Annotated in this window: 18 protein-coding genes; 10 read left to right on the forward strand and 8 right to left on the reverse strand. The window is 38.0% G+C overall.

Annotated features, from left to right (window positions below; genetic code table 11):
- Positions 1-136: 136 nt before the first annotated feature.
- Positions 137-1255, forward strand: a complete 1119-nt coding sequence (locus tag FN961_RS06950; RefSeq protein ID WP_143563826.1) for an extracellular solute-binding protein — start codon at positions 137-139, stop codon at positions 1253-1255.
- An 11-nt stretch (positions 1256-1266) separates the two neighbouring features.
- Here the strand turns inward: FN961_RS06950 and FN961_RS06955 are convergent, their stop codons facing one another.
- On the reverse strand, positions 1267-2607 hold the full coding sequence (locus FN961_RS06955; RefSeq protein ID WP_143563827.1) for an NAD(P)/FAD-dependent oxidoreductase: 1341 nt from the start codon (positions 2605-2607) through the stop codon (positions 1267-1269).
- A gap of 57 nt (positions 2608-2664) precedes the next feature.
- Positions 2665-3219 (reverse strand): GNAT family N-acetyltransferase, encoded by a 555-nt coding sequence (locus FN961_RS06960; RefSeq protein ID WP_143563828.1) that lies wholly within the window; start codon positions 3217-3219, stop codon positions 2665-2667.
- A gap of 143 nt (positions 3220-3362) precedes the next feature.
- Between FN961_RS06960 and FN961_RS06965 the strand changes: the two genes are divergently transcribed.
- Together FN961_RS06965 and FN961_RS06970 are read left to right on the forward strand one after the other, a co-directional pair.
- Positions 3363-3821, forward strand: a complete 459-nt coding sequence (locus FN961_RS06965; protein ID WP_143563829.1) for a hypothetical protein — start codon at positions 3363-3365, stop codon at positions 3819-3821.
- A 159-nt stretch (positions 3822-3980) separates the two neighbouring features.
- Positions 3981-5003 (forward strand): hypothetical protein, encoded by a 1023-nt coding sequence (locus tag FN961_RS06970; protein WP_143563830.1) that lies wholly within the window; start codon positions 3981-3983, stop codon positions 5001-5003.
- A gap of 31 nt (positions 5004-5034) precedes the next feature.
- Here FN961_RS06970 and FN961_RS06975 read toward each other — a convergent pair whose 3' ends face one another.
- Together FN961_RS06975 and FN961_RS06980 are read right to left on the reverse strand one after the other, a co-directional pair.
- Positions 5035-5721 carry an SDR family oxidoreductase gene (locus FN961_RS06975; protein WP_143563831.1) on the reverse strand — a complete coding sequence of 229 codons (687 nt, stop codon included), beginning with the start codon at positions 5719-5721 and terminating at the stop codon, positions 5035-5037.
- A gap of 64 nt (positions 5722-5785) precedes the next feature.
- The gene (locus tag FN961_RS06980; protein ID WP_143563832.1) at positions 5786-6127 is read right to left on the reverse strand and encodes a hypothetical protein; all 342 of its coding nucleotides are present in this window, start codon (positions 6125-6127) and stop codon (positions 5786-5788) included.
- Between the two features lie 130 nt (positions 6128-6257).
- Here FN961_RS06980 and FN961_RS06985 point away from each other — a divergent pair, with 130 nt between their 5' ends.
- The gene (locus FN961_RS06985) at positions 6258-7271 is read left to right on the forward strand and encodes an oxidoreductase family protein (protein WP_143563833.1); all 1014 of its coding nucleotides are present in this window, start codon (positions 6258-6260) and stop codon (positions 7269-7271) included.
- Positions 7272-7533: 262 nt separating this feature from the next.
- On the opposite strand, the gene FN961_RS06990 is transcribed toward FN961_RS06985, so the two are convergent.
- Positions 7534-8037: a hypothetical protein gene (locus FN961_RS06990; protein WP_143563834.1), complete on the reverse strand. Its 504-nt coding sequence runs from the start codon at positions 8035-8037 to the stop codon at positions 7534-7536.
- Between the two features lie 778 nt (positions 8038-8815).
- Here FN961_RS06990 and FN961_RS06995 point away from each other — a divergent pair.
- Positions 8816-9901, forward strand: a complete 1086-nt coding sequence (locus FN961_RS06995) for a tyrosine-type recombinase/integrase (protein WP_143563835.1) — start codon at positions 8816-8818, stop codon at positions 9899-9901.
- Positions 9902-10100: 199 nt separating this feature from the next.
- On the opposite strand, the gene FN961_RS07000 is transcribed toward FN961_RS06995, so the two are convergent.
- Positions 10101-12680, reverse strand: a complete 2580-nt coding sequence (locus FN961_RS07000; protein WP_143563836.1) for a M1 family metallopeptidase — start codon at positions 12678-12680, stop codon at positions 10101-10103.
- 282 nt (positions 12681-12962) lie between these two features.
- Positions 12963-13679 carry an RluA family pseudouridine synthase gene (locus FN961_RS07005; RefSeq protein ID WP_143563837.1) on the reverse strand — a complete coding sequence of 239 codons (717 nt, stop codon included), beginning with the start codon at positions 13677-13679 and terminating at the stop codon, positions 12963-12965.
- A 263-nt stretch (positions 13680-13942) separates the two neighbouring features.
- On the opposite strand from FN961_RS07005, the gene FN961_RS07010 reads away from it, so the two are divergent.
- The 5 genes from FN961_RS07010 (at position 13943) to FN961_RS07030 (ending at position 18616) form a co-directional block, all read left to right on the forward strand.
- Complete coding sequence (locus FN961_RS07010; RefSeq protein ID WP_143563838.1) at positions 13943-14878, forward strand: hypothetical protein; 936 nt, start codon at positions 13943-13945, stop codon at positions 14876-14878.
- 173 nt (positions 14879-15051) lie between these two features.
- Entirely contained in the window at positions 15052-16092 is a 1041-nt protein-coding gene (locus FN961_RS07015) for a cytochrome-c peroxidase (protein ID WP_143563839.1), read from the forward strand.
- Between the two features lie 12 nt (positions 16093-16104).
- On the forward strand, positions 16105-16434 hold the full coding sequence (locus tag FN961_RS07020; protein WP_143563840.1) for a cupredoxin domain-containing protein: 330 nt from the start codon (positions 16105-16107) through the stop codon (positions 16432-16434).
- On the forward strand, positions 16325-17098 hold the full coding sequence (locus FN961_RS25925; protein WP_143563841.1) for a c-type cytochrome: 774 nt from the start codon (positions 16325-16327) through the stop codon (positions 17096-17098). The genes FN961_RS07020 and FN961_RS25925 overlap by 110 nt, the downstream gene beginning before the upstream one ends.
- 3 nt (positions 17099-17101) lie before the next feature.
- Positions 17102-18616 carry an ATP-binding protein gene (locus tag FN961_RS07030; RefSeq protein WP_143563842.1) on the forward strand — a complete coding sequence of 505 codons (1515 nt, stop codon included), beginning with the start codon at positions 17102-17104 and terminating at the stop codon, positions 18614-18616.
- An 11-nt stretch (positions 18617-18627) separates the two neighbouring features.
- On the opposite strand, the gene FN961_RS07035 is transcribed toward FN961_RS07030, so the two are convergent.
- Entirely contained in the window at positions 18628-19176 is a 549-nt protein-coding gene (locus FN961_RS07035) for a GNAT family N-acetyltransferase (protein WP_143563843.1), read from the reverse strand.
- Positions 19177-19366 lie beyond the last annotated feature (190 nt).

The raw sequence follows: 19366 nt of genomic DNA on the forward strand, positions 1-19366 counted from the left end.
AAGGGAATGAAGATTTAGCACGTCCTCTATCACAAAGACAAATTGCGAAGCCATAAGCTAAACTAAATAGGCAGTCTTACTATTTCAATGGTGATATCCCCTCACCTTCAAAAAGAAAATACAGGTATAACAGCCCATGAAAAAATACACGTCTTTACGCTCAATGGCTCTATTTACCTTCCTTGTTATGTTCAATTCGGTGGCGGTATCTGCTGAACATCATGTTGAGCCACTAAGAGTGCTTACTTGGGAGGGATATGTCACTGAGGAAGACATGATTAATGTTGATAAGTTGCTATTAGATCAAGGTTATCACTTTAAGGTCGAAGTGCTTTCTCCCTATGCTGAAGGTGCTGAACAGATGTATAACCTGATCAGAGCTAAAGAGTGTGATATCACATTTTTAACCCTTTTCTTTATCAAGATGAAAAGTGAACAAACTGCTAAGTTATTGCAACCAATTAATGTTAACTCGTCCCGATTAAATAATTACCAATATCTGTATCCTAATCTTACAAAATTGAATATGGGATTAGATCACAATGGCAATCCACTCTATATCCCCTGGGGCGGTGGAATTTATGGGTTTTATGCTGATCACGATAGAATTTATCCTGACACGCTGCCTCACTCTGTTAAGGCTTTATGGCAACCAGAATGGAGAAATAAGTTTTCACTGAATAAAGCACAAGAGTGGTACAACATCGGTCTAACTTTGATGAGTCAAGGTGAGTCTCCTTTCTACCTGTATGAAGAGTTTATGAAAGAGAACCGTACTGGTGTACTAAACAAATCAGCAGCCGACGGTGCTTTTCAAGCTCAATTGACCGCGCTCTATGATGCCGCTGGCAGTTTTTGGGCCGATGCACCTGCTTTTGATGAAGAGCTATTGATAGTAAGCAGTTGGGGACCGGGAATACATGCCGAAAATGCTAAAGGGGGAAATTGGCATTTAATTGATTTCGATGAAGGCCATATGGCTTGGCTTGATACGATAAACTTTGTAAAAAGTCTGTCTGGCAGGAAGTTAGAAGCCGCTGAAATTTTCGCTAATTACTTTATTGGTAAAGAGGTGCAGGCACGTATATCAAATCAGCTTTCCATGGTGCCAGTATCCACACATGTACCTGTCAATGCGATCCTAGGAGACCCAAATAAAATCTTAAATGAAAATATGTTTGTTCCTCCCTACGATAAGAGAAGTTATGGTCTAATGAGAAAGATGCTAGAGCGTGCTAAAAAACACAATCCTTAATCTGAATAATATTAACCGTACTTATCTTTCAACCAGCCATAATGGTAGTAACCCCATTGACCCACACGCCGGAGTCTTGCAAATGGAAATGTTGGTAACGGTTGACGATAAAGCGGTAAATCAGGCGTTTTTTGCCCGACTAATGATTGTGCTAAACGATAACCAGCCTGAGCACTGAATGCGACACCAGAACCACAATATCCCAAACTGTAACCAACCCCATCCTTTTCATATACGTGGGGGATATCATCCATTGCTGCAGCAATCCAACCTGTCCAGTTATATGTGATGGATTTGTTGGATAATGAAGGAAAACACTGGCCTAACGCATACTTGAGCCTATTTGCATAAATGGGATTATGCGCATCCTTGCCGGTTATTGCCCCGCGCCCACCTAACAGAAGTCGATTATCGGGCAACAGTCGATAATAATATTTCAGTACGCGAGTATCCATAGTGACTTGATGTGTTTGCAGCCCAGATTCTGCAAGCTCGGAGGTTGAAAGTGGCTCAGTGACGATAATGTTGCTTAGAATAGGCAGGTATTTTTCATCGGTACGGTAGTTAAAGGTTTTTGGTGTATAGGCATTACCGGCGCAAACGACTTTATTTGCAGTGATCTCTCCGTGGCTTGTTATAAGTCTGTGTTTATCTCCCTCTTCCAGCCACTGGAGAATACAACTGTTCTCGAATATTTTAACCTTCGCATTTTCAAGCATCTGTTTATAACCCAAAACTAGCTTTAATGGATTGATGCCAAAGCCATCATCGAGCCTTAAGGCACCATAGGCCTGCTTATGGTCCATATAGTTAAGCTTAAGTTGTTCTAGAGTCAGGAACTCAGCCCGCCCTCCTAAATGCTGTGTAATAAAACTGGAAGCTGTTTTTAGTTGCTCCATCGCTTGTTTATTATGGGCAATTTTTAAGTAGCCTTTCTCTTGAGGATCACATTGTATATTGTTTGAGCTAATCAGAGCGTCAACGCGTTCAACTGCCTGACTAAACTCATGGTAGATCCCCTTAGCAGTATCGAGATCCCAACGTTTCGCCATTTGACTATAACCTAACCGGCCCGATCCTTTTAATACAAAACCAGCATTGCGCCCACTTGCCCCAAAACCTACGGTATTGGCTTCAATCACACATACATCAACATTGAACTCAGTAGCAAGGTAATACGCTGTGAGTAGCCCGGTGTACCCTCCACCAATAACGACCACATCAGTTTGAATATGGCCTTGCAGTAAGGGATTTGCAGGCGGCTGATTGACTGTACTGGCCCAATAAGATTGTGGCCAATCTTGATTAGCAGGATCTGGTGAGATTAAAGGATCAAACTGTTTTTCGGTCATCTATGAAGGTACTTTTTATTAGCGTTATCATGAAATTTCAGTCTCTTAGGCTATAAATTACTTAAAGATCAATATCATTTCGCAAGCTGTACACTGACAATCTGGGCCACATAGAATGCAAATATAATTAGGGTGCTCTTTGGCATCATTCCATCTGTTGGGATATTCTTTAATTAAGATCCCCCCCGCCTTGGTGAAGTAGTTAACAGCTGAGTTTTTGGGACTTTGTTTCCATAGGTGACTGATCCCCGCTTTAGCACCTTGGTATTTAGTTGCCGCAATTGATGCTTGCAGTAATTTGCCACCAATACCAAATCCTCTGTGCTTCTCTGCAACGGTATTACACTTGAAATAGCAGACCTTGTCGGGCTCAACTCCCCACGCATCAGGTAAACACCATTCATCCGGTTGCCAATTCCCAGGGGCATAAGTTAATCTAAATCCAACCAGCTCACCTTCAATAATCGCCACAAAGTTGGCGTTGATATCATCTTTAATACCTTTAAGGTAAAGGCTTTCAAGCGATTTGATATCGAGATATCCCTCACCATGAACCTTATTACCAAGGGCTACCACATCATCAAAATGTTCCGGTGCTAATCCATGTAGCATCTTTTTTCTCCTTTCTTTTAAGTTAAACATAAACACCAAGGGTGGGTAGGTCAATGCTGCTTTTCATCTGCAGCCTTTATCATTGTCGTTTTTACCTGTAACTTAACCGACGAAAATCATAATAATAACGGGGAACATTATTCATGAAACCAACACTCGTTTCACTGGCTTTAGTGGCTGCATTATCTGCTTGTACACAACCTGCTGATCAAAAAATAGAACAAAAGCAAGTTGAAGTAAAAGCAATAGAAGCCGCTGATAGCCTAGTGACGCAGACCAATCAATACCAAGCTATGCTGGATAAGTTCATGCCGGTTGATATGACCACTGACTTATCAAATTTAAGTGAAATCGATAGAAAAGTGCTGCAGAAGTTAATTGAAGTTGCAGACATCTTAGATGACGTGTATTTACGTCAAACCTACGAAAACAATGCGCTTATTCGCGCTGAGATTGAAAACTCAAGCTTAGAGAATAAAGCCACTATCCTATCACTCTATGATCTTCACTATGGTCCTTGGGATACGTTAGAGGGTGACAAGTTAAACAGTAAAATAGCATCTATTCCAACGGATATTAAGCCAAATTACCCACAAATTTAATCTAAGATAATAGCCAGAGAAAGTTCTCTGGCTATAGCTAATATACGGTTTATCACAGTATATTCAGTTTAATCATGCTCAAAACCATACAATGGGCTAGCGAGCTCGTTGCAAAAAGGTTAACATTAAGTGCTTATTTGGTTACCCTGATTCGTGTGAATGAAAAAACTTGAAAAAGAAGAACTTAGTCAAAAATATACAGAACTAACTCAAGGTAAAGCATCTCCCCTTTTATATTTATACGGTTTGATTATAAAGGGATTTTCCGCGTCAGAAAAAATTCTTACCAAACTTACACTTCCTCAAAAATTATACTTAGTCGCGAGCTTTTTGATTCTGTCCGATAGTAGCCTTGGTTTAGCCGCTATCATCACTGTTATCGCGCTCACGCTAGAATTTTGGCCACTCTTTGATAGAGTATGGAATTCGCTAGCTGGCAAAACTGTTTTATTACTTTTTTATGCGATCATTGCAAACTTTGCTATTGCTGGCGCTGCATCAGTTGTTAATGAAGTCGTTGGCGTTTCCTCATTACATCTCTCCTATACACATAACTTTGCTATCTTGCTCTACCTTCCAGCTTGGGGAATTGCAGTAAGTGCAACTGCCTTATTGATACTGCAAGTGATAGTACCGGTGTATCTGATTTTTCTGTTGTTATTGAAACCTTTTGGTGTCAAAGGTATTCAACTGCTGAACCACACCCACTACAAATTTACGACCATGTTTCTTCGTTTAATACTGGCAATGGTAGTCTTGTATCACCTTGCATTAATCGTGAATGTGGATAAGTTTCTCACTGAAGATTTAGCTATCCCTGAGTCGGCAGACATTAACAAACTTAAAGAAGATCAAAGTGTGATAATGAAAGATCTTGATAGCGAAGATATCAAGATTGCTAACGCGAATATTAATTTCTCATTGGATGATACCCAACAAGATATAGAAGAAGATACATCCTACGATGACGTTCGAGAAAACTATGAGTTTTTTGTGCGAGAGTTGATTGCAGAATTTGCTTATAGTCTAGAATCAGACAGTCGGTCTCGATGTTATATCACTCCTGGCTCAAATGTGATTGAATTAAATGACTATGAGATTTTGGAAATAGCACCCGATGACAATCAAGCTTATGGTTTTAGTTTCATCGTCAAAAAATGCATTTCACCCGCTTTCAAATGATTGTTAAACTATTAATGATTACAATAGCAGATCACCAAGCTACCTCTTTTCCTTGAAAATCAAGGAAACTACCATTCTGTAATGGGGTTAATTGGTCTAAGACTTGTTTCATACCCGATGCAGATTCTTGTACATCGATTAATCCATTTGGCCCCCCCATCTCAGTACGAACCCAACCTGGATGTAGAGCAATAACATTGATTTTATAGGGGATTAAATCTATCGAAAGGCTTTTTATTACGCTGTTTAATGCCGCTTTTGAAGAGCGATAAAGGTAAGAACCACCGCTGTTATTGTCGGACATACTGCCCATTTTTGATGAAATTGCTGCATAAACTGCGTTTTGAGATTGTGCTAAATTCGGTAAAAAAGCTTCAATAATTTTCAAAGGTGCAATGGCGTTAACCTCCAAAACATGACGCCATTCATCGACATTAGTATCACCTAAATCAGTTTCCTTCGGTCCATAATAGCCAGCATTATTGAGCAAAAGGTCAATATTTTTCCCTGCTAATTTGTTGGCAATCTTATTTACCGCTGCATAATCGGTAACATCTAGCGTACAAATAGTGAGAGATGGGTAGACATCAAGTAACGTAATTAATTCTTTCGGTTCTCTGCAGCAGGCCGTGACAGCCCAATTATCATCGAGATACAATTTTACTAACGCTAATCCAATTCCACGATTAGCACCAGTGATCAAAAGATGAGGTTGCATATTAGCATCCTTAAAACAACAATTTATGACGAATCAGAGCTAATCGTTAGAACAAAAAAACAGTTTAACTCTTTTTGTTCGCCAAAAACTCGTTAATAAGAATCGACACTTTATCATGAAAATGTTCTTCAAATTCATCAAGTTCACATTTAAAATAGGCTAAATACTGGGATGCCTTATCACGAGATAGTAATTTACTGTCTACCGAGTATTCCATCTCAGCAAGAGATTTATCATAGCGAGGAAGCGGCAGCCATTGAATAAAGTCGGAATCGACTTTTTTTAATTCTTGATGGGAATAACGGCAGAAAGATTCAATGTGATCAATGCCATCTGGTCCTAAGCAACCTGGCTCTATTCTGCACATTACGGTGAGTTTTTTCTCTCTTGGTAACTCCGTAGACATTATATTATGTTAACTCTATAAACAGGTTTAAACATAATTATAACCTGTTTTGCAAAATAAAGTTTAAAAGCAAAGTTTAGTGTTATAACATTTTCTTTTAAAACAGACGACAAACAGGAAATCATTACATTTGAATACCCAATCAAATACTGAACAATATATACAAGAAGTATTTTCCTGTGAAAAAGTCACTAAAATTGAAACGATACAGAAGCTATGGAGTGACTATGGAGAAATCGCTAGATACCAGATTAAACAAGAAAATTGTTCAAAATATATTATCGCAAAAACCATTATTCCGTCAGCTCAAAAAGTTCATCCTAGAGGTTGGCAGAGTGATGCATCTCACCAGAGAAAAATAATTTCATATGAAATTGAAGCACATTGGTATCGAGAATATGCGCAGTCATGTACAGAATCGCACTATGTTCCACACTGCTATGGTGTACGTACTTTCTCTACCTTACTTCCACAATGTGAATCAATTATTTTGCTAAGTGATCTTGATGAATCTGGTTTCACATCAAGAAAACAACGGTTATCAGTGGAGGAAAGTAAATCGTGTATTAAGTGGCTAGCCTGTTTTCATGCTCATTTTATGCAAGACACTCCTGTAAATTCTTGGCCTCAAGGATTATGGCCTATTGGGTCATACTGGCATTTAGCAACACGTATGGATGAATATCAAGCTATGGCCGATTCGCCTATTAAGCGTGCTGCTCATCAACTGGATAGTATGCTCAACAATTGCCGTTACAAATCCTTGATTCACGGAGATGCAAAAGTCGCAAATTTTTGTTTCAGTTCCAGTGGAGAAAGAGTTGCCGGTGTTGATTTTCAATATGTTGGTGGTGGATGTGGTATGAAAGATCTTGTCTATTTCTTAGGGAGTTGCCTAACTGAATACGATTGTCTGATGAGCTATCAAGAATTAGTCGAATACTACTTTGCAGAGTTGAATACGGCTATGCAAGTTTCAACCGTCTTGATTGACCCAATAGAAGTGGAAAATGAATGGCGTCCTCTCTTCTATGTTGCTTGGGCTGACTTTCAACGCTTTCTACTTGGATGGTCACCGAGCCACCATAAGATAAATAATTTTTCGTCTGAAATAACTGAAAAAGGTATCGCTATAGCTTCTTAGCTTCAAGTCTATGATAGAACAGAACAAGATCTATCATACCTTGCTAGCTAGTAAAGGGCTGTAGAGTATTCATAATTTAAATTTATTCATTCCTGGCTAGAATTTATAACATTCTGAACTAAACTGAAATTAGAAGAGAGTTATTCGATAAACGTAAATAGGCAATGCGCCGCGAGTGTTATCTAACACTGTTTTTACGGGATCATGACTCTCTTTTTTTATGCCTGTAGCAACTAAATTTTATCGCTGTGTTTGTTTTTCCTTAAGTGACAACTTCATCATTTTTGAACTTTGCTTCAGTAATTAAATTATCAATTGCTTGATCGAAGCTCTCAAACTTTTCCTCTTCCATGTATAACTTCAACTTTGAAATAATGTCTTTACTCAATTCTATGTGCGACTTTTTTTGTCGCTTCTTTTTTTGAGAAAGCTCTTTACGCACCATACGCCATCCATAATCACTGAAGTATTGATTTAAGCTTTCATTGAGAATGTGCAGCAAAGGTTTGACCGAAGCCGACTCTTTTCTCAATTGAGTCACTTTTTGGAGTTGAGGGACTAAGTCTATGTACTTTGAATTATGATTCACATCGACTTTGGATAACTCAGCTAAAAACCAATTCGGTCTTTTTATTATTTCATCCGGATGAATTAATCGGAATATAAGTGGTAGTGCGATAATGAGTTCATCAAGTTCTAAAAGAAGTAGTTTCCTGCCCGCCTTCGGTGTTTCGCCTTGATATACCCAAGCTTGTTTATAGTCCATCAGTGCTCACTCATATTTTCTATCTATTAATACAATATCGATAAGCACGGCTTAAGTTAGTGAATCATTCATTACCGATAACAAATGGTAATAATATCGTTATCAATAGTATGGTGCAACCACTTATTAGTGAATTAGAATGACGTGTAATCATGTACTGTTAAATCTAAACTGACACTGTGTTTAAATTGATCAAACTGGCTTGATAATCAACAATATAAGTAATAATTGATTAAATTAAGGCTATGCGGCTAACAATTACGCGTGCTCAAAGACTGCATTTCATTAAATATACGCACAAAGTGTATATCAATTTATGCTGTAAACAATGGAAAGGATACATTAGGCTTAGAGGTATCTGTGTTGATAGATTCGTAAAGAGTAGCAATCTTGGGATTCTCTGTTATTACCGACAATAAAATGGTTAAACATTTTATTGTCGTCTTCAGTGTATTCGATAATATTCCTCCTTATTAAACAACATTATTTTCGTACAGTAAATATAACGATACCCGGTCACAATTAAGTGTGTCCGGGTATCGTTAATGTGTAAACATGCATAAATCCAAGTTTGTTCAAAACAGTCTCTTAATTGTTGTCGAATAGAAAATGTACCGTATTTAGATTCGAGCACCACTCTTTGATTGTTATCTAGACTGAATTCATCCCTACCAGTGATAATGACGATTATCACTGGTAGAGATGATGTCCTTAAGGTTATAATTTGAGGTCTTAGCCTTAGTGATTGAACCTTGTTTAGGGAGAATGTGTATCAAGAATGAATAAAATGAGCCCTTTTAAAGCAAGTGAACAATTAAGTCACTCAGTCAATTCAGGTGAAAAACGATTTTTTGAAGAAACTGAACTGCCCATTTCAATATTGGATGACTATAAAAGTGCAGCCAGTGAAACGGAATACGAGATCTCAGAAAATACTCGTAGAGTATATAGATCGAGTTTTTCTATTTTTACTTATTATTGTAATGAGCATGGACTCAATTCTTTACCTGCAGATCCAAGGTCGGTGATCTCATTTATTGGTCATCAAAAAGAGACAATTCAAGCTCGCACTGGTGTTCAGCTTTCACGACAAACATTGACCACTCGTTTAGCTGCAATTCGTTACTTTCATATTCAAGCAGGTTTTCACTCGCCAACGGAGCACCCGCTTGTTATCCGTGTCATGCGAGGGTTAAGTCGCAACAAATATCGAACAGTATCTGATTATGATCAACAGCCAATAATGTATGATGAATTGGAAATGCTACTTAATGTCATTGATCAGCATCCACAAGAGATCACTCGTGCTCGTGATAAAGCGATAATTCAATTAGGGTTTCAAGGCGGTTTTCGTCGTTCTGAACTGGCAGAGATCCAAGTCAGCCATTTGAGTTTTCTCAGAAATAAGTTAAAAGTTAGACTGCCCTACTCTAAGAGTAATCAACAGGGCCAAAGGGAATGGAAAGATTTACCACAAACAGAACCCTTTTCGGCTTTTGATGCAGTAAAACATTGGTTAGCTATTTCAAAAATTCAGCAAGGACACTTATTTAGATCCCTTAGTCGTGATGGGCGACAAGTGAGAACTTACTCCGTAGCCAAAATGAAAACATCAAGCTCAGCTGATTTTGTAACTACGGAGAGTAGAAATTCAGGTTTTCTTCGCGGTGATGATATTTATCAAATGATCAGAAAGTATTGCAGCAAAGCGGGATTGAGTCATGAATTTTACGGTGCACACAGTTTACGAAGTGGTTGCGTTACTCAGCTTCACGAAAATGATAAAGATCATCTGTATATTATGGCAAGAACTGGGCATACCGATCCTCGCTCACTCAAACACTATTTAAAACCTAAAGATTAGCCATGGTGGATTAGTAAACTTCGCCACCAATAAAATGGTTACACCATACTAATGTAATTAAACTTTCTCCTATTCCTGTATGCTATTGAATTATTATGACAAACAAATCCTGTTCATAAATGATACTAATCAATATAAAAAATCGAAGCGATTCTATCGCTTCGATTTCAGTTAGTCACATCTAATCAGTTTTTAGCTGTTATCGCTTTTGCAAATACTGATCGACACTTATTTTCTCTCTATTTTTAAGTTTGATACAGTTATTAACTTCTTCATTTAACTTGGCTAAAGTACGAGTGAACTCCGGTGAAGCATTAAGCTTCGGTTCAAAGAATAAGTTAGTTGCTTCCAGTGCCTCTATTTCACATCCACTGCCTGTGTAATAAGGCAATTCAGCAACATTAAAAGGGGGTAACTTTGCTTTTACTGCTGAAAAGTTAGTGTATAACCAATGTATAAAGAACGCTTTTCTTGTCTGAGTGTAACTCTGGCCAGACATAATATACTTAAGATCTGGTGAGTTTAACTTGTCAGTCAAGCTGTAATCCAATATGCTTTTTTGTTGCTTCGGATCAGCTACATAACTCAGCGCATACATCAGTTTTGTGCGTTTTTGTGGATTATTAGTGGTTTCAAAAGTGCTGATAAACTGTTGAATTAATTGGTTATCACCATAGAAAACTGCTATTTTTAGTTGAGTGCCAATCAGATAAGCATCAAAAGTCTTATTCCCATTAAGATAATCAACACTGGCTTTTTTTGCCTCTGCAATCACCATTTTATCCTTACCTTCGAACGCCAATATAGAGATCAGATCTGGACGTAGTTTACTGACGGCCACACTTTCTCCTTCTTTTGCGGTTACGCCATATTTATCAATAGCGCTTCTTGCCTTACTCGTCATAAACCTTGCCCAGTCGTCTTCATTTGACTCATCAATGAAGGTCTTTTTTTGAACTTGTAAGTAGCTCAAGGCTGAAGAGACTATCTGTGGATGAGCATCATCAACAAACTCCCCTAAAATTTCAAGTAATTCACCAGCGGTGATAAAACCAGCTTCCAGTAAGGCATCGGCAGAAGATAACAGCGCTTTACGTTCTCTATCCGTTAAATTTAATTTGGCATTTGCTAATAGATTAGCTAACTGATCATTATCCAATAACCAACGATAATAACCCATTGCATCTGCATCTGGATAAATCCAATCAGGCGCAAACTTCAATTTGAACAGTTTGGTTTCCTTATCTAATAACACGGTTTCAGTGACTTGTTTATCTCCCTTTCCGTATTTGATTGATACTGGGACGACCCATTGTTGTGTTGGGGCGTTGCTACCAGCAAAAACAAATCGCGATTGTGACAACTCTAAGGTATTACCGCTCAGATTCACTTCAATGAGTGGGTAGGATGATTGCTCAATAAAAGTGCTGAGCACTTTGCCAACATCTTTCCCTGATGCGACAGATAATGCATTCCAAAGGTCATCGGCAGTCGTGTTTTTATATGCATTTTCTTTTATGTATTGACGGATCCCCTGCTTAAAACTCTCTTCACCGATCCAGTTTTCAATCATAGATAATACTGCAGAGCCTTTGCTGTATGCCAAGCCCAAGCCATCCATAATATCTGCTTCAGTATTAATCGGTTTACGGATCGGTTTGGTTGAAACCCGTGCATCCATACTCATCACACGGTTTTTGGATAAATTCAAATGGGATTCAAATTCTGGGTGTAACTGATGGGTTACTTTAGCTCCCATCCAACTAGCAAATGCTTCATTTAACCATAAATCATTCCACCACTGCATGGTGACTAAATTACCATACCATTGGTGAGCTAATTCATGGGCAACGACCGAAACCGATGACCGCTTGGTGTTTTGGTTTGCTGTCTTCTCATCAAGAAGTAAAATATCTTCTCTATATGTCACCAGGCCAGCATTTTCCATTGCACCAAATGGAAATTCTGGTAAGGCCATAGAATCTAATTTCTGATAAGGATAATCGACACCAAAGTATGCTTCTAAACGATCCAAGATAGCTGGCATCTCTTTAGCTGCATAGTTGGCAAGTTCAATTTTACCCTGAGTGGTGATGATATTACCTGGGATCTTCATTCCTTTTACTGGAATGGATTCAAAATTTCCGACTGCGTAGGCAACTAAATATGAAGGTAATGGTTTGGTTTCTGCAAAAACATGGGTCGTCAGCCCTCCTTCAACTCTGCTGCTAACTAGTGGAGTATTGCTGTATACCAATTCATCTGATGGTGCGGTTATCGTTAACTGAAACGGGATCTTATATTCAGGCTCATCGAAAACAGGAAAACTTCTACGCGCGTCACTCATCTCAAATTGGGTAAACAAATATGCTTGCCCAGCATCTATCGTTTTATACAGACCCACTGATTGACGATTATACGGCGCTGTAAAATCTAAATGTAATTGGTAGCTACCTGGATTAATTTCACTTTCGCAGACTAAGTTTACAATACCAGTTTGAAGCATCTGAACTGTCATGTCGCAAGACTGCTCACCCTTTAACTGTACATTCGTCGCTGAATAATCAACGCCATTAATTTGAATGACCTTTGTTTTTTCCGTGACATTGATATGTATATCCGTACTACCGGAGAAGTTATCTTTTTTAGGATCTAACACTAACTTAATAGCTTGAGACAAAGGTATGGCACTTTTATCAAGTACAAACTCATTGGCATAAACACTTGTGGTACTTAAAAGCGAGACTGCCACTAATCCTGTGGTCATGATGTGATACATATTTTTTCCTTTTAGTATTCTTTTTCATGATGATCTTAAAGGCGTTATCCATCACCAAACTAAAGGCTTGGTTTAATCACAGTGATAAAGGTTTTAGACAGATAACCAAATGTCGAAAAACAGCAGTTAATGTTAACAAATTTAGCTAAATTAAAGCTATAGATGAACTGAGGCATAAGCAGGCTGAAGTACATGAAATTTTCCGCCTGATTATAATTAAATGATTGAAATCAGGTTGATACATAAAGTTATCAGCTAAGTGTAGGTAACTTATCTGTCTGCTTAAAATGGACTGTTACATTTTATTGTTAATCGCTCACCACTAATAGGGTGATTGAAGCAAAGCTCTGAGGCGTGTAGCATTAAACGCGATGTCATAAAGTAGGCTTCATCACTCGCATAAAGGTCACACCCTAAAATCGAGTGACCAAAAAATTGTGAGTGAACTCTTAACTGGTGAGTTCTTCCTGTCACAGGTTCAAACTCGATACGAGTCACATTACGCTCAACTAGCCCTTCTCCTGCTTGGTAAAAACTGTCATTCTCATTTTGAACAAAGCGCTCAAGAACCTTAAATTTCGATTTAGCCGACTTGCCTGTTTGTTCACATTGCTTCATTAAAGGAAAATTATCAGCATCTTTTGCAATCGAGCACTCGATTGCACCCGAATTACTATTGACGGTACCATGAAGTAAAGCGGTATAGCGCTTACTGACGGTTCTGTCACTAAACTGTTTACACAGCAACGCATTCACTTGCTTATTTAACGCCAGTAACAAAATACCAGATGTACCAAAATCTAATCTGTGGATCATAGTACAGGTAGGAAAACCCTTTATTAGACGATAGTGAACGGAATCCTTATTTAGTGGGTGCTTGCCTGAAAGGCTTAACAAGCCACTAGGTTTGTTAATCACCAAGATATGCTCATCCTGATACAGGATTTTAATGGCATCATCGCATTTAGGAACAATAAAGGGATCGGCTTGAGGCTGCATAGTATGGCTAATAAAATAACGAGATTGGCAATATTACATAAAAGTGGCCATAGACAAAAGGCAATTGTATTTGGAACTAAGATAAATTGTCTTTAAGGCTAGATAAATGACCTCTTTTAAACGTAATCACGGTAAACGTTTAACTGAATTGAGGTTAAGGATCTCTTTCGTGAGTAAATCAGCTGCTTACTTACTCCTGTACTATAATTATTTAAATAGGGATATTCGACTAGTTTCATAAGCTTAATCAGAGGATTTTGACTGTGATAAAAATATTACTGGGATTGTTATTGCTGCTAACCACTCACTTTTCATATGCCGTTGTTCAACAGTACATGACCTTTAGTACCGATGAAATTAACCCTGGTGATGTTTTTACTAAGGCTAGATTGATAGAAGAAGAACTCTTAACATTTGATAAAAGTGGGGAGTTATTTACTAAACCAATGATAACTGTTGCCTACAAAGTTGAAAGGGCAAGTTCTAAAGATGTTTTTTTCCTTGCTAAATCATTGAATTTTAGTGCTAAACGACTAAGTTTAAATCACACAAATGAAGTTGTCGGTCGAGAGTTTGCTGTTCATGTATACCGTAATCAGCCTCTTCATGTTTATCGTGTACTAAACGAAGCATTAAAATCAATCCAAGCTGCTCAACGTTCACTTTCTATCCAAGGTTTCAACAGTGAATTGACACCTGTTTCAGCAACGCCTACTCAAGTCTATAATAAAATATTGATGAATAATCGTTTAGTATCAATACTTAACCAAGACAAAGTTGATCCAAGAGATGTGATTAAAATCATCGACCATTGTTACGAGTTAAGCTTACGACTGTTTCATACCCAGCAAGGTGATCGCAATATACGCCCTTTTGTCCCTTCCAAAAATACTCAAACAGATAAAACACCAACTGATGTTTTCTATCATCTAATCAGTACGTTTCAATCTTTAAACCAATATGCAGAGTCAAATTTGAATCTAACAGCTATGCAGATCTCTGCGACAAATACACAGAGAGAGATACTGCCATCAGATGTGATGGATATTGCAATGGCACTCAATGCTGAGCTGACCTACCTTGCTTATCAAGCCAAGGTTAAAATTCCATTTGATACAAGTATAACAAGGCAAGAAGTCACATCGAATATGGTGTTTGATATGGTAAGTAGAATTCAACATGTGTTTAAACAGCCATAATCAACAAGCATATTGTTGAAATACTCAGGTAATTTTATTGATTTCAGCCCTATAAGTTGCAGATATTTTTGGTACATAAAAAGCTTTTAACCTGAAGCCTACTCACCTTCTTCATCTGTCCTATACTCAAATATATCTAATTATCACAAGTATGTGAAAATGAGGGTTCGATTTTGAAAACGTTACTATTTTATTTCACTCTACTGGTATCTCAATTAAGTTATGCCGCTGAGACTGAGCCTACAGATTATACCTTTATTGCGGGCCACCCAAGCCTACAACAATGGCTCCTTCCGACCCCAATACCAACGCCTAAAGATAATCCATTGACGGCTGAAAAAGTTAGCCTTGGCAAGATGTTATTTTTCGATCCAAGACTCAGTGGTGATAATAATATGTCCTGTGCCACTTGCCATAACCCAATGTTAGGTTGGTCAGACAATTTGACAGTTGCTCGTGGATATAAAAGCAAGGCGCTAACGAGGGCGACGCCTTTAATTATTAATCTGGCATACAACAACCTACAGATGTGGGATGGTCGAATAAAAACACTCGAAGAGCAAGCTTTGGCTCCAATGGAAGCAGAATTGGAGATGCATGCAGATCTTAGTCAGAAAATTGCACTGTTGAGTGGTATAGATGGCTATGTCACTGCGTTTGATAATGCATTTCCAGATCAAGGAGTTAATACTAAAACAATGGCGATGGCCATCGCAAGCTTCGAAAGAACGCTGATCAGTAACAACTCAAGATTTGATACTTGGGTTAAGGGTGATAAGTCTGCCTTAACAGCGGATGAAATCAGCGGTTTTAAACTTTTTGTTGATCCTGTTAAGGGAAATTGTGCTGTGTGTCATAGTCCACCAAATTTTACCGATGATGGATTTCATAATATTGGTCTTGCATCGTTTGGTCACGATAATCCCGACTTAGGACGATACAATCAAAGACGATTAAATCTAATGAAAGGCGCTTTTAAAACACCGACCTTAAGAGATATTGCTTTATCAGCTCCCTTCTTTCATGACGGTTCTGCACAAACATTATCTGACGTCGTTGAACACTATAGTGAAGGAGGAAAGGTTAAGACCAATTTATCGCCAAATTTTACGGCTAATACATTAACTCCAGAAGAAATAGCGTCAATAGTCTCTTTTTTAAATGCATTAACCAGTCCGCATAAACCCTTCACGTTACCTACATTGCCTCAATAATCGGAGACTGTAATGAGATTAATTACCCTACCTATCCTTATGTTAAGTATGTTTTCTGTCAGCACCTTTGCTGAGGAACATGTTGTGTCACAGAAAAACAAATCTTTTAGCGAAAATAAGATATCAATCAATGTAGGAGACACAGTTCATTTTCTAAATAAAGATCCCTTCTTCCATAATATCTTTAGCCTATCAGATGAGCAGTATTTCGATCTAGGTTCATATCCAAAAGATGAAAGTCGCTCAGTTGTATTCGACACGCCGGGGGAGATTGAGGTTGAATGTGCTATTCACTCTAAAATGTTTTTACTCATCGAGGTTAAGAAAAGTGAAGATAATTAATCGAATATTTATAACCCTTAGCAGTCTTTGTATCCTTATTCTTCCCTCTGTGTATGCAGAAAACCTCGATAATGGTGCAGAAATATACTCACACAGATGTGTTATTTGCCATGGTAACAAGGGGATGGGAGATGGCTATATACCAATGAAGCTGAAGGGGTACCCGCAAACTAATCTATTTGATGAGCAAAAAGCAAAAGATAAGGCCAGATTAATTAAGGTTATCGCTAAGGGGTTGCTAACCAACGACATTAATAAATTTATGCCTCCCTGGGAAAACGAATTATCGACTCAGGATATATCTGATTTAGCTGATTTTATTCTCTATCTACGAGAGGACACTGTAGGAGCGATTAACCGCCTCTACTCACATACCAGTAAAATTAACAGAACGCTGAAGGATGGAAAAATCATCTTTGATACTCGTTGCGTTTTATGCCATGGCAATGAAGGCAAAGGTGATGGACGTATGGCTAGAATTATAAAGTCACCGCCACCAGCTAACTTAACAAAATCCGTATTGACTGCAGATCAGATGAGCCAAATCATTAATCTTGGTGGTTTAGGGGTCAACCGTTCAGCGCAAATGCCTCCTTGGGGTGATTTTTTGACTGAAAATGAAGTTGATGCCGTCATTCATTTTATCAATACATTAAAAGATTAGTGTATGCCGTTAAATAAAGAGATTGTTCTATCGACACTTAAGAATAAATTTGTCTTTATTTCATCAATAGCACTATTAGCATTTATTATCTTCGGGGTCTTTACCACTTACTCATTAGTGCAGTTAAACATGGAAGTTGAGAAATTATTTAATCTCTCAGAACTGCGGACTAGGGCGATATTCCAAGCACATGACTCAATTTCGAATATGGAGTCTGAATTAATAAAATTAATTATTGCGGATGATAAGGAGAGCATAAGATCATCCTCAGTAGCCTCTATACGGGCAACCGCTTTTCTTGATGAATCACTGCAACAGTTAGAGTTACAGATCCCTGATAATTCAAATGTTGCCGCCTTATCCAAAAACCTAAGCCTAATTAAACCTCATCGTATGAATATTATCGGTTTAGCAAGGTCTAACCAAGATCTAAAAGCGCTCAATATCGTGAATGAAATATCTCCAATCACAGATGTTATTAGCAAAAATCTTGATAAGATTATCTTGAGTGACAGAAGAAATTTGAATGGATTATTTAAAGAGTATAAGCGTTCAGAAATAAAAATCTTAATTCTTTTTGTTAGCATTATAACTTTATCACTTTTACTTTTAGTCTTTGTTAATATCAGTCTGCAAAAAGCTAAAACGGCACTTAGTAAGTTAAATCATGAGCTGGAAAAGAAAGTGAGAAGCCGAACTGAAGCACTTGAAACGTCTTATAATGAGATAGAGTTGACTCTAGATAAACTACAACAAACTCAAGGAAAGTTAATTGAATCTGAAAAAATGGCCTCTCTAGGAGGACTTGTTTCTGGAATGGCACATGAGTTGAACACACCTATTGGAGTGTGCATTACCTCAGGGAGCTATTTATTCGATTCTACAACACTATTTGAAAAAAAATATAGTGAAGGCAACTTAGATGAAACGGACTGTGAAGCGTTAATAAACTCTAATAAAGATAGCATGAAGTTGATTATCTCAAATCTAAACAAATGTTCACACCTCATTCAATACTTTAAGAAAATCTCCGTTCAGCATTCATCAGATAAACCCGAATTGTTGATGATGAAGAAATGTGTTGAAGAGACTGTCATGAACACCAGAACACAGTTTAAAGAGATTAAGAGCCGAGCTAGCATTCATTGTCCAAAGGACCTTCAAGTACTACACGTAAAGAGTGCGTTGCACGAAATCATCATGAATCTAGTGATGAACTCTCTGCAGCATGGTAATGATAAAGGAGCTCATCGAGAGATAGAGATCAACATCGACATCAGTCAATCAGAGGGAATGATTAAGCTCATCTATTGTGATTCAGGAAAAGGAATCGGCACTGAAAATATGGATAAGATATTTGAACCTTTCTTCACCACTAAAAGGTGTGAAGGCCAAAATGGGCTCGGGCTCACCATAGTGTATAACCTCATTATGCATTCACTGAAAGGTCATATTAAGTGTCGAAGTAACCAAGATAGAAAAGCTATTTTTGAATTAGAATTTCCGGATAATTTATAGTCCTGCCCGTATTATCTTAACGATTTTTGATAGTAGACCACATCAGCCTCAACCAAAGGCTCGTCAACGTACTCTTTCTTAAGAAATGTCATCCCTAGCTTCTTCATAATATTAATCGACCCTAAATTATCTTCAAGGGCGATAGCAGAGATACTGATCAATTTAGGATTTTGGGTAACAACAGCCATTACAGCTTGTGCTGCTTCTGTTGCATAGCCTTTGCCCCACGCCAGTTGTTTAAGTCGCCAACCAATTTCTAAGTTATCCCATTGAGGTGTCTCGGTAAAAAAATCCATTGGTCTGACTAAAATCCAACCTAGGAAAAGATCACATTGCTGCTCCATCCTTAAACTCACCTTCCACATACCCCACCCTTTACTTTGGTCAGCATAACTTTCCAACCTTGGGATAGAAACAGCAATGATATCCTCCATACTCGTTATCTTGCCGCCATTAATGTAGCGCATCACTTCACTGTCTTGATCAAGTTCAAAAAACAATTCGGCATCGTTACGGGTCATGAATTGATAAGAGAGCCTGCTAGAGTCCGGTATATTCATTCGCTATCCCTAGTATGAAAAGTGATTAAATAATAGCTGAATCCAAATTACAACACGAGAGGAATGGACACTTTTAAAGGAAGTAGCACGTTTAAGGCATTTATGGATGATAATGGCTCGAGGTAACCGTATATGTCTATATTCATGTTTTATGCGTAATTTATTCAATTATGAAAATATAATCCCGAGT

The sequence above is a fragment of the Shewanella hanedai genome (genome assembly GCF_007197645.1).
GTDB classification, from domain to species: domain Bacteria; phylum Pseudomonadota; class Gammaproteobacteria; order Enterobacterales; family Shewanellaceae; genus Shewanella; species Shewanella hanedai.